General features: G+C 63.4%; 6 protein-coding genes and 3 rRNA genes. 4 read left to right on the forward strand and 5 right to left on the reverse strand.

The genetic code is table 11. The features are described 5' to 3' along the window. Positions 1 to 25: 25 nt before the first annotated feature. Both F9C12_RS13360 and F9C12_RS13365 read right to left on the reverse strand, forming a co-directional pair. On the reverse strand, positions 26 to 799 hold the full coding sequence (locus F9C12_RS13360) for an ABC transporter permease (protein ID WP_409466078.1): 774 nt from the start codon (positions 797 to 799) through the stop codon (positions 26 to 28). Next, positions 796 to 1704 carry an ABC transporter ATP-binding protein gene (locus F9C12_RS13365; protein WP_409466079.1) on the reverse strand — a complete coding sequence of 303 codons (909 nt, stop codon included), beginning with the start codon at positions 1702 to 1704 and terminating at the stop codon, positions 796 to 798. Before F9C12_RS13365 ends, F9C12_RS13360 begins: the two co-directional genes overlap by 4 nt. Before the next feature lie 128 nt (positions 1705 to 1832). Between F9C12_RS13365 and lipA the strand changes: the two genes are divergently transcribed. The 4 genes from lipA (at position 1833) to F9C12_RS13385 (ending at position 5869) form a co-directional block, all read left to right on the forward strand. Then, complete coding sequence (gene lipA / locus F9C12_RS13370) at positions 1833 to 2834, forward strand: lipoyl synthase (RefSeq protein ID WP_409466080.1); 1002 nt, start codon at positions 1833 to 1835, stop codon at positions 2832 to 2834. A 103-nt stretch (positions 2835 to 2937) separates the two neighbouring features. Beyond that, positions 2938 to 3621: a DedA family protein gene (locus tag F9C12_RS13375; protein WP_409466081.1), complete on the forward strand. Its 684-nt coding sequence runs from the start codon at positions 2938 to 2940 to the stop codon at positions 3619 to 3621. Between the two features lie 57 nt (positions 3622 to 3678). Further along, on the forward strand, positions 3679 to 4548 hold the full coding sequence (locus F9C12_RS13380) for a patatin-like phospholipase family protein (RefSeq protein ID WP_409182298.1): 870 nt from the start codon (positions 3679 to 3681) through the stop codon (positions 4546 to 4548). Between the two features lie 127 nt (positions 4549 to 4675). Next, a complete protein-coding gene (locus tag F9C12_RS13385; RefSeq protein ID WP_409182299.1) occupies positions 4676 to 5869 on the forward strand; it encodes an Ig-like domain-containing protein in 1194 nt (397 codons plus the stop codon). A 675-nt stretch (positions 5870 to 6544) separates the two neighbouring features. Here F9C12_RS13385 and rrf read toward each other — a convergent pair. The 3 genes from rrf to F9C12_RS13400 form a co-directional block, all read right to left on the reverse strand. Beyond that, positions 6545 to 6661 (reverse strand): 5S ribosomal RNA (gene rrf, locus F9C12_RS13390). 82 nt (positions 6662 to 6743) lie between these two features. Beyond that, a 23S ribosomal RNA gene (locus F9C12_RS13395) occupies positions 6744 to 9861 on the reverse strand. A gap of 302 nt (positions 9862 to 10163) precedes the next feature. Continuing rightward, positions 10164 to 11683: ribosomal RNA gene (locus F9C12_RS13400) — 16S ribosomal RNA — on the reverse strand. The 16S, 23S and 5S rRNA genes sit together here, the layout of an rRNA operon. Positions 11684 to 12104: the final 421 nt, after the last annotated feature.

Below are 12104 nucleotides of genomic sequence, written 5' to 3' on the forward strand. Positions count from 1 at the left end.
GAACGCCAGCGTACGGAGACCACGGTCACACGTCCCGCCTGCGGAACGCCGCGAAAGCGACGGCCAGCACCACGGCCACCGCGGCGTAAAGCCCGGCGAGGTTGAGCCACGGGTTCGGGTAAGCCGAACCGAGCTTGCCGGAGAAGATCGCCGCCGCGCCCTTTGACGGCCAGAACGTGAAAAGCCACTGCATCCAGGACGGGAAAAGGTCGGCGACCGCAGGCACCAGCAGCACGATCCCGACCAGCGCGGCCAGCGCGCCCGCGGTCGCCCGGATCAGCGTTCCGAGGCCGACCGCGAGCAGCGCGATCGCGGCGAGGTACAGCCCGCCGCCCGCCACCGAACCGAGCACCCCGGGGTCGCCGAGGCTCACGTGCGGCAGCTGCTGACCGGCGAGAAACCCTTGTCCGATCAGAAAAGCGGCGAACATCAGCAGCTGCCCGGCCACGACGGCGACGGCCGCGGCGAGCGCCACCTTCGCCGCCAGCAGCCGAGACCGCCGAGGCATCGCCGTGAGCGACATCTGAATCAGGCCGGTCGCGTATTCCGACGTGACGACCAGGACGCCCAGCACCCCGATGACCAGCTGCGCGACGATGAAGGACTTCAGGCTGAGGCCAGTCGGGTCCCAGGCCGCGCGTTCCGCGGCCGTCGCCTTGGCGTACTCGGTGCCCGCCGAAGCGGTCGCGAGCGCGGTGATGCCGAGCCCGGCGGCGAACAGGCCGGCCACGGTGTACCAGGTGGAACGCAGGCTGCGGAGCTTGATCCACTCCGCCCGGAGGGTGCCGGAGACCATCATGCGACCACCCCCTGGTACTCGGTGCTGTCCTCGGTGAGCGCGAGGAACGCGTCCTCGAGCGAAACCCGCTGCGGCGTGAGCTCCGCGAGCGCCACCCCGTGGTACGCGGCCAGTTTTCCGATCTCGTCGCTGGTCAGGCCGGAGACGACCAGCGCCCGTCCGGCGCTGTCCCGCACGGTGGCGCCGGCGGCGAGCAGATGGCGGGCGAAGCCGTCCGGATCGGCGGCGCGGGCGAGCACCGGGCCCGGCTGACCGGCCAGGTCGGCGGTAGCGGTGTCGGCGAGCAGCTTGCCCCGGCCGATGACGATCAGCCGGTCGGCGGTCTGCGCCATCTCGCTCATGAGATGGCTGGACACCAGCACCGCGCGTCCGTCGCGGGCGAGCGAGCGCATGAAGTCCCGGATCCAGCGGATGCCCTCGGGGTCGAGTCCGTTCACCGGTTCGTCGAAAATCAGCACCCGGGGATCGCCGAGCAGCGCGGCCGCGATGCCGAGCCGCTGCCGCATCCCGAGCGAAAACCCGCCCGCCTTCCGCCCGGCCGCACTGTCCATGCCGGTGCGCGCGAGCACCTCGTCGACCCGCCGCCGGGGCAGCCGGTTGCTCGCCGCGAGCGCGAGAAGGTGGTCGCGCGCCCGGCGGGCCCCGTGCACCGCACCCGCGTCGAGCAGCGCGCCGACCTCCGTGAGCGGCGCCGGCAGGTCCCGGTAGCGCCGGCCGCCGATCGTCACCGACCCGCGAGTCGGGGCGGCGAGGCCGGTGATCATCTTCAGCGTCGTGGATTTGCCCGCCCCGTTCGGCCCGAGGAACCCGGTGACCTGCCCGGGCTCGACGCTGAACGACAGATCGTCCACCACGGTGCCGGGCCCGTACCGTTTCGTGAGCCCGCGTACTTCGATCGCTGTCATGCCGGCGAGCGTGCCGGGCCGGTCCGGGGGAACCCGCCGAGCTTCTGGGAGATTCCGGGGAATTCCGCGCCGTCCAGGGGGTGGATCGGGTCCGGTTCACCGGAAAATCCCGGCGTAGGGTGGAGGCCGTGAGTGCTGCACCGGAGGGGCGGAAGTTGTTGCGGCTTGAGGTGCGCAACAGCGAGACGCCGATCGAGAAGAAGCCGTCGTGGATCAAGACGCGGGTGCGGATGGGTCCGGAGTTCACCGAACTCAAGGGTCTGGTGCGCCGCGAAGGTCTCCACACTGTCTGTGAGGAGGCTGGTTGTCCCAACATTTACGAGTGTTGGGAGGACCGGGAGGCGACGTTCCTGATCGGCGGGGATCAGTGCACGCGGCGGTGTGATTTCTGTCAGATCGACACCGGCAAGCCCGCTGCGCTGGACCGGACGGAGCCGCGGAAGGTCGCGGAGAGCGTGCAGGCGATGGGTTTGCGGTATTCGACGATCACCGGTGTGGCCCGGGATGACCTGGCTGACGGCGGTGCGTGGCTGTATGCGGAGACGGTGCGGCAGATCCACGCGCTCAACCCGGGCACGGGTGTGGAGCTGTTGATTCCGGATTTCAATGCGGAGCCGGAGCAGTTGGCGGAGGTGTTCGGGTCGCGTCCGGAGGTGCTGGCGCACAACGTGGAGACGGTGCCGCGGATTTTCAAGCGGATCCGTCCCGGGTTCCGGTACGCGCGGTCGCTGGATGTGATCACGCAGGCTCGGGCGGCGGGGTTGGTGACGAAGTCGAACTTGATCCTGGGCATGGGCGAGACCCCCGAGGAGGTCGGGGTCGCGTTGCAGGATCTCTACGACGCCGGGTGCGAGATCATCACGATCACCCAGTACCTGCGCCCGTCGCCGCGGCATCACCCGGTGGACCGGTGGGTCAAGCCGGAAGAGTTCGTGGAACACGCCAAGACCGCTGAGGCGATCGGGTTCCCGGGCGTGATGGCGGGGCCGTTGGTGCGGTCGTCCTACCGCGCCGGACGGCTCTACGCCCAGACCAAGGCCCACCGGGGCGAGGAATTGCCGGAGAACCTCGCCCACCTCGCAGCCGAAGGACCCGCTGCTCAGGAAGCCAGCAGCCTGCTGTCCCGCTGAAGCCGTCCCGCCGAGGGGCCCCGATTACGCACCGGGGCCCCTCATTCGTCTCCGGGTCCCCCTAACGTGGCACGCGATTCCCAAGAATCAGTAAAGTGATGGTGTGGCTTTAGTAACGGACATCCTGGACTGGTTGCAGGCACTCCCCCAACCGGGTCTCGTCGCGGCGGCAGGCGGGCTCGTGCTGGCCGAGTGCACGATCGGCCTCGGCTTCATCGCCCCGGGCGAGTCGGGCTTGCTGATCGCGGCGACCACGGCGACGTCCGTGCCCCGCTTCCTGACGCTGTGGGCGGTCGTGACCGTCTGCGCGGCGCTGGGCGATTCGATCGGCTACGCCCTCGGCCGGAAGTTCGGGCCGAGGCTGCGCGAGACGAAGCTCATCCGCAAATACGGGCTCGACGCCTGGGACAAGGCCACCGGCGTGCTCGAACGCCGCGGCGCGTGGGCGGTGTTCTTCGCGCGGTTCCTGCCCGTGCTGCGCACGCTGACCCCGGCCGCCGCCGGAGCGTCGAACCTGCCGTTCCGGAAATTCCTCCCCGCGACCGCCGCCGGGGCGCTCTGCTGGTCGCTCGTGCACATCAGTCTCGGCGCCGCGCTGGGCGAGGCGGCCAAGCAGGTCGAAAGCGCGATGAACACCGGATTCCTCGTGGTGGCCGCGCTGGTGGTCGGGGTGCTGGTGTTCTTCTTGCTGCGCTTGAAGAAACGCAAGGCGCTGGGCGGGTCGTCTGCGTCCCCGTCCCCGTCCCCGGACGAGCGGCCGGAAGAGCCCGCCCGCACCGGCAATTGACCTAGCTCACCCGAAGTCACCCGCCCGGAAGCCGGTCAGCGGATTAGATTCGACCGTATGCAGGCCTTAGACCTCCCGAAGCCGGTCGCGTTCGTCCTCGGCGGAGGCGGCAGTCTCGGCGCGCTGCAGGTGGGCATGCTGCAGGCCCTGGACGAAGCGGGCATCACGCCGGATCTGGCGGTCGGCACGTCCGTCGGCTCGCTGAACGCCGCGGTGCTGTCCCTTCCCGGCGACGACCGGCTCCCGCGGCTGCGCGACATCTGGGCGCACATGACGAAAGCCGAGGCTTTCCCCGGCGGCGTGTTCAGCCAGGTCCGCACGCTCCGGCACAGCAAAACCCATTTGTTCCCGAACACCGGCCTCGCCAAGATCATCGACGACCACCTCGGCGCCGGCCGCCGGTTCGAAGACCTGGCACTGCCGCTGGGCGTCGTCACCACCGACGTCGACACCGCCGAGCCGGTCCTGCTCACGTCCGGGCCGCTGCAAGCCCCGCTGCTGGCGAGCTGTGCGATCCCCGGCATCTACCCGCCGGTGCCGCACGAGGACCGGCTCCTCTACGACGGCGGCCTGGTCGCCAATGTCCCGATGCGGCAGGCCTTGCGCATGGGCGCGAAGTCGCTGGTCGTCCTGGACTGCGCGTTTCCCGGCAAAATGCCCGGCGCGCCGCGGACGTTCGCCGAGGTGATGATGTTCACCGCGATGATCAGCATGCGCAACCAGGCGGTTCTGGAAGCCCCGGTCGCCGCCCGGTCGGTGCCGGTGGTCTACCTGCCCGGCCCGGCGCCGGTCCGGGTGAGCCCGCTGGACTTCTCGCGCACCGACGATCTGGCGTCCGAGGCCTACCACGCCGCCCGGGACTATCTGAAAGAGCTGACCGTCGACGGCCCCGGCCTCTACGGAGCACCCGGTTTGCTGCGGTCCTGATCCGCCGCGGAATCGCGAGGGTGATCCGCGTCACCCTAATGCACCGATCCGCCGGTCGAGGCGTCTTTCCGATCGCGTAGTTTTGCAGCTGAACCTGCCGTTCCTGGACCCTCACAAAAGAGACATAATGTTCCCGAAGAAGACATTTTTTCCGCTCGCCGGAATTCTCGCGGCGACCTTGCTGCTTTCCGCCTGTTCCTCCGGCGGCGACGCCGGCGCGCCCGGTTCTCCTGGCGGGTCGAACCAGACCGCGACGCCGGCGTCGGTGTCGATCGAACCGGCCAACGCGTCCGGCATCAGCCCGAGCACGCCGATCGTCGTGAAGGCGGCGAACGGGAAGCTCACGGACGTCACGGTCACGAGCGCCAAGGGCAAACCCGTCGCGGGCGAGTTCTCTCCGGACAAGCTCAGCTGGACGACCACCGAGGTGCTCGGCTACGGCGGCACCTACCAGGTGAAGGCGCATGCCCAAGGGGCGGACGGGAAAACCGTCGAACAGCAGGGCCAGGTGACCACGCTGTCGCCGAAGAAGCAGGCGAACGCGAACCTGATCCCGGCCCCGAACGCGGTGAAGAGCACCGGCGTCGGTGTCGGGCAGCCGATCGTCTTCAGCTTCGGCACCGCGGTGAAGAACAAAGCCGCCGTGGAGAAGGCGCTGACGGTCGAGTCGTCGCCGAAGCAGGACGGCAGCTGGTACTGGATGGACGACAAGAACGTCCACTACCGGCCGAAGGAATACTGGAAACCGGGCACCACGCTGACGGTCACCGCGAAGATTTACGGCGTCGATTTCGGAAATGGCGTGTACGGAGCGGACGATCGCACCGAAACGTACAAGGTGCACGATTCGTGGATCGCGAAAGCCGACGGCAACAGCGAGCAGATGCAGATCTTCCACAACGGTTCGATGGTGAAATCGATGCCGATCTCGATGGGCAAGGACGCGACCCCGACCCATCTCGGCCCGCACGTCATCTCGGACAAGCAGGCGAACTACACGATGGACTCCTGCACGTACGGCGTGTGCCCGCCGGACCCGAAGGCGTACCGCTCGAACGAGAAGTTCTCCGAACGCATCTCGAACGACGGCGAGTTCGTCCACGAGAACCCGAACAGCGTCGGACAGCAGGGAAACTCGAACGTCTCGCACGGCTGCATCAACCTGAACGCCGCGAACGCCGAATGGTTCTTCAACAACTTCGGCCTGGGAGACGTCGTAGAGGTCACCAACTCGGGCGGCCCGCAACTCCCGGTGTGGGACCTGTACGGCGACTGGTCCAAGTCCTGGACCGACTGGCAGAAGGGCTCAGCCCTGAAGTAAGCCAGCGGCCCGGGTTCGGGGCCAGGTTCGGGTGACGGTTCCACAGAGGGTGCCGGGGCTTCGTGCTCCGGCACCCTCTTTTTGTTGCCCAGAACAGGACGAAGCCGGGGTTAGGAGACGACGTCCGCACCCGGTTGCTTCGCCGCAGGCTTTGCCGGAACCCTTGAACCCGTACGGATAAGGGCTGAGCGGAAGGCGACAGAGCCCGGTGGCGGCTCGCCAGTGCCCGGTGCTGCTGGCTGCCGCATCGCGACGGAGGCGTCAACTCTCCGTCCCCCGGGCCGGATGCTGGCTGTTCCTTCGCGGCGAACGCGTCGATTCTCTGTCCATCAGCCCGGCTGTTGCTGGCTGTTCTTTCGCCGCGGAGGCATCGATCCTCCGTCCATCAGCCCGGCTGTTGCTGGCTGTTCCTTCGCCGCGGAGGCATCGATTCTCCGCCCACGAGCCCGACGTTGCTGGTTGCCCCGTCCCGGTGGACGCGTCGATTCTCCGTCACCGGCCGCGTTCTCCTCGCATCGTCTCTCCGACGCCAACCGCGGGCTGTCGCTGTGACCCGGACACGACAAAGGGCCCGGACCCACGCGGGGGTCCGGGCCTTTTCCGACCGGGAAATGAGTCTGGGCCCCGGGAGAACCAGCGAGGGTTCTCGGACCGGGGCCCAGACTGTCACGTTAAGTTCGGCGGTGTCCTACTCTCCCACAACCCTTCGGTTGCAGTACCATCGGCGCAGTCAGGCTTAGCTTCCGGGTTCGGAATGGGACCGGGCGTTTCCCTGACGCTAAAACCACCGAAACACTCCGAAACAACACACCCACCCTGTGAAGGGTGACCGGTGTGGTGTTTCAGAACCGTAGAGTGGATGCGCAACATCTTCGTGGGCAAGTCCTCGGCCTATTAGTACCAGTCAACTCGACAACACATTACTGTGCTTCCATTTCTGGCCTATCAACCCAATCGTCTCTTGGGGGCCTTAACCCGCAAAGGGGTGGGATACCTCATCTTGGAACAGGCTTCCCGCTTAGATGCCTTCAGCGGTTATCCCTTCCGAACATAGCCAACCAGCCATGCCACTGGCGTGACAACTGGCACACCAGAGGTCCGTCCGTCCCGGTCCTCTCGTACTAGGGACAGCCTTCCTCAAGTATCCTGCGCGCGCGGCGGATAGGGACCGAACTGTCTCACGACGTTCTAAACCCAGCTCGCGTGCCGCTTTAATGGGCGAACAGCCCAACCCTTGGGACCTACTCCGGCCCCAGGATGCGACGAGCCGACATCGAGGTGCCAAACCATGCCGTCGATATGGACTCTTGGGCAAGATCAGCCTGTTATCCCCGGGGTACCTTTTATCCGTTGAGCGACACCCCTTCCACCAGGAGGTGCCGGATCACTAGTCCCGACTTTCGTCCCTGCTCGACATGTCTGTCTCACAGTCAAGCTCCCTTGTGCACTTGCACTCGACACCTGATTGCCAACCAGGCTGAGGGAACCTTTGGGCGCCTCCGTTACCCTTTAGGAGGCAACCGCCCCAGTTAAACTACCCATCAGGCACTGTCCCTGAACCAGATCATGGTCCGAGGTTCAGATTCCCAATCCGACCAGAGTGGTATTTCAACAACGACTCCACCCGAACTAGCGTCCGAGCTTCACAGTCTCCCACCTATCCTACACAAGCCGAATCGAAAACCAATACCAAACTATAGTAAAGGTCCCGGGGTCTTTCCGTCCTGCCGCGCGTAACGAGCATCTTTACTCGTAATGCAATTTCGCCGGGCCTGTGGTCGAGACAGCCGGAAAGTCGTTACGCCATTCGTGCAGGTCGGAACTTACCCGACAAGGAATTTCGCTACCTTAGGATGGTTATAGTTACCACCGCCGTTTACTGGCGCTTAAATTCTCAGCTTCACCCACAAAGTGAGTTAACCGGTCCTCTTAACGTTCCAGCACCGGGCAGGCGTCAGTCCATATACATCGTCTTGCGACTTCGCATGGACCTGTGTTTTTAGTAAACAGTCGCTTTCCGCTGGTCTCTGCGGCCAACCACCCCTCCGTCCGCACGGGACTTCAAGGTGTTTGGCCCCCCTTCTCCCGAAGTTACGGGGGCATTTTGCCGAGTTCCTTAACCACAGTTCACCCGATCGCCTTGGTATTCTCTACCTGACCACCTGTGTTGGTTTGGGGTACGGGCCGTGCATGCACTCACTAGAGGCTTTTCTCGACAGCATAGGATCACCCACTTCGCCTCAAACGGCTACGCATCACGTCTCAGCCTATATGCCATGCGGATTTGCCTACATGACGGCCTACACGCTTACACCAGGACAACCATCGCCTGGCGGAGCTACCTTCCTGCGTCACCCCATCGCTTGACTACTACGGAATCAGGTCCCACGCTCCACACACGAACTCCGTCCGAAGACATCGTCCGCGGCTTCGGGTGGTTAGTGTCAACCGCCTCGCCATGGGCGCACATGCTCGGGTACGGGAATATCAACCCGTTGTCCATCGACTACGCCTGTCGGCCTCGCCTTAGGTCCCGACTTACCCTGGGCGGATTAGCCTGGCCCAGGAACCCTTGGTCATCCGGCGGCAGAGTTTCTCACTCTGCATTCGCTACTCATGCCTGCATTCTCACTCCCGCACCCTCCACGACTCGCTTCCGCGGCCGCTTCCCTGGATGCAGGACGCTCCCCTACCCATCCACACCACTGCACAAGAGCCCGAAAGCTCTCGCGGATGTATTGTGTGAATGACACAGCTTCGGCGGTGTGCTTAAGCCCCGCTACATTGTCGGCGCAGGACCACTTGACCAGTGAGCTATTACGCACTCTTTCAAGGGTGGCTGCTTCTAAGCCAACCTCCTGGTTGTCTGGGCAATCCCACATCCTTTCCCACTGAGCACACACTTAGGGGCCTTAGCTGGTGTTCTGGGCTGTTTCCCTCTCGACGACGAAGCTTATCCCCCGCCGTCTCACTGCCGCGCTCTCACTAACCGGTATTCGGAGTTTGGTTGATTTCGGTAACCCGGTAAGGCCCCTAGACCATCCAGTAGCTCTACCCCCGGCAAGAAACACGCGACGCTGCACCTAAATGCATTTCGGGGAGAACCAGCTATCACGGAGTTTGATTGGCCTTTCACCCCTACCCACAGCTCATCCCCTCAGTTTTCAACCTAAGTGGGTTCGGGCCTCCACGACGTCTTACCGTCGCTTCACCCTGGCCATGGGTAGATCACTCCGCTTCGGGTCTAGACCACGCGACTGTATCGCCCTATTCAGACTCGCTTTCGCTACGGCTACCCCACCCGGGTTAACCTCGCCACGCAGCACTAACTCGCAGGCTCATTCTTCAAAAGGCACGCCATCACCCGAAGGCTCTGACGGCTTGTAGGCACACGGTTTCAGGTACTCTTTCACTCCCCTCCCGGGGTACTTTTCATCTTTCCCTCACGGTACTCGTCCGCTATCGGTCTCCAGGAAGTATTTAGGCTTACCGGGTGGTCCCGGCAGATTCACAGCAAATTCCACGAGCTCGCTGCTACTCGGGAACACCACCAAGACCTACGACGACAGCTTTCGCGTACGGGGCTCTCACCCGCTCCGGCCGCCCGTCCCAAGGCGTTCCGCTAACCATCGCGTACATCCGGAGAAATGTCAGTCTCTCCAAGGTGGGTCCCACAACACCGCCCGCACAACGCCTGACAGCTTGACATGCAAACGGTTTAGCCTCTTCCGCTTTCGCTCGCCACTACTCACGGAATCACTTTTGTTTTCTCTTCCTGCGGGTACTGAGATGTTTCACTTCCCCGCGTTCCCTCCACACCGGCTATATATTCACCGGCGGGTAACACCACATCACTGGTGCTGGGTTTCCCCATTCGGAAATCCTCGGATCACAGCTCGGTTGACAGCTCCCCGAGGCATATCGCAGCCTCCCACGTCCTTCATCGGCTCCTGAAGCCAAGACATCCACCATGTGCCCTTAACAACTTGACCACAAAGATGCTCGCATCCACTCTACAGTTCTCAAACACCACACCAGAAACAACGTGTGTTGCCTCAGGACCCAACAGCGTGCCAGCAAACAAGAACCCGCCCGGATCCGCGACCGCCGTTCCACGCGCAGCCGAAGCCACGCAGTACTGAGTCGGCGGCATCACCACCGCGAGAACCCATAACCAGTAGTTCCACAATTCCTTGAGCAACCGGAACAAGCACGCATTCGGCACTTGAGTTCCAGCCACCCCACCGAGGTTGGTCCGGGTATCCCGGCCTGGTGGATGTGTTGTGCTCCTTAGAAAGGAGGTGATCCAGCCGCACCTTCCGGTACGGCTACCTTGTTACGACTTCGTCCCAATCGCCAGTCCCACCTTCGACCACTCCCTCCCTTGCGGGTTGGGCCATGGGCTTCGGGTGTTACCGACTTTCATGACGTGACGGGCGGTGTGTACAAGGCCCGGGAACGTATTCACCGCAGCGTTGCTGATCTGCGATTACTAGCGACTCCGACTTCACGCAGTCGAGTTGCAGACTGCGATCCGAACTGAGACCGGCTTTAAGGGATTCGCTCCACCTCGCGGTATCGCAGCCCTCTGTACCAGCCATTGTAGCATGTGTGAAGCCCTGGACATAAGGGGCATGATGACTTGACGTCATCCCCACCTTCCTCCGAGTTGACCCCGGCAGTCTCCCACGAGTCCCCGCCATGACGCGCTGGCAACGTAGGATAAGGGTTGCGCTCGTTGCGGGACTTAACCCAACATCTCACGACACGAGCTGACGACAGCCATGCACCACCTGTACACCAACCACAAGGGAAGCCCCATCTCTGGGGATGTCTGGCGCATGTCAAGCCCAGGTAAGGTTCTTCGCGTTGCATCGAATTAATCCACATGCTCCGCCGCTTGTGCGGGCCCCCGTCAATTCCTTTGAGTTTTAGCCTTGCGGCCGTACTCCCCAGGCGGGGCGCTTAATGCGTTAGCTACGGCACGGACAACGTGGAATGTCGCCCACACCTAGCGCCCAACGTTTACAGCGTGGACTACCAGGGTATCTAATCCTGTTCGCTCCCCACGCTTTCGCTCCTCAGCGTCAGTATCGGCCCAGAGACCCGCCTTCGCCACCGGTGTTCCTCCTGATATCTGCGCATTTCACCGCTACACCAGGAATTCCAGTCTCCCCTGCCGAACTCAAGTCTGCCCGTATCGACCGCACGCTCCACGTTAAGCGTGGAGATTTCACGGCCGACGCGACAAACCGCCTACGAGCTCTTTACGCCCAATAATTCCGGACAACGCTCGCACCCTACGTATTACCGCGGCTGCTGGCACGTAGTTAGCCGGTGCTTCTTATCCAGGTACCGTCACTCTCGCTTCGTCCCTGGCGAAAGAGGTTTACAACCCGAAGGCCGTCATCCCTCACGCGGCGTCGCTGCATCAGGCTTGCGCCCATTGTGCAATATTCCCCACTGCTGCCTCCCGTAGGAGTCTGGGCCGTGTCTCAGTCCCAGTGTGGCCGGTCACCCTCTCAGGCCGGCTACCCGTCGTCGCCTTGGTAGGCCATTACCCCACCAACAAGCTGATAGGCCGCGGGTTCATCCCATACCGCCGGAACTTTCCACCCCCGAAGATGCCTCCGAAGGTCGTATCCGGTATTAGACCCAGTTTCCCAGGCTTATCCCAGAGTACAGGGCAGATTACCCACGTGTTACTCACCCGTTCGCCACTCATCCCCGGCCGAAACCGGTTCAGCGTTCGACTTGCATGTGTTAAGCACGCCGCCAGCGTTCGTCCTGAGCCAGGATCAAACTCTCCAACAATGAACAGTTCGATCGAGACTACTCTCAATCATATTCTCAAAGGAAACCCCGACGAGGGGGTTTCATATAAGCTCTACTGGCTTAGTTCACTAGCACACTGTTGAGTTCTCAAGCAACACACCCCGAACCAGCCCCGGAATCAACCAGGCCAAGCTCGATGCGTTATTTCAAGCTTTTGTTTTTCCGGAGTCCAACTCTACACCCTCTGAAGCTCGAGGCTTCGTCGGGGGCTGGTTCAGCTCCGGAGGTTTTGGGACCACCCACTCTACCACTACTGTGGGAGCTTGGTTCGTGGCCCCGGCGGCCGCCCGGTCTCCCTGGCGACGAAGAGAACATTACACGGCCCGAAACAGCCCTCGAACAGGGGGTTCCTTTTTTCGCGCCAAGCCCCTGACCTGCGTCGATCCGGGACCCAGCGCGA

It is taken from the genome of Amycolatopsis sp. GA6-003, assembly GCF_046267895.1.
Classification (GTDB): domain Bacteria; phylum Actinomycetota; class Actinomycetes; order Mycobacteriales; family Pseudonocardiaceae; genus Amycolatopsis.

What these genes read in the sequence shown, in the direction of transcription:
- F9C12_RS13360 (WP_409466078.1), bottom strand. Translation starts at nt 799, where the DNA reads ATGATGGTCTCCGGCACCCTCCGGGCGGAGTGGATCAAGCTCCGCAGC.
- F9C12_RS13365 (WP_409466079.1), bottom strand. Translation starts at nt 1,704, where the DNA reads ATGACAGCGATCGAAGTACGCGGGCTCACGAAACGGTACGGGCCCGGC.
- F9C12_RS13380 (WP_409182298.1), top strand. Translation starts at nt 3,679, where the DNA reads ATGCAGGCCTTAGACCTCCCGAAGCCGGTCGCGTTCGTCCTCGGCGGA.
- F9C12_RS13385 (WP_409182299.1), top strand. Translation starts at nt 4,676, where the DNA reads ATGTTCCCGAAGAAGACATTTTTTCCGCTCGCCGGAATTCTCGCGGCG.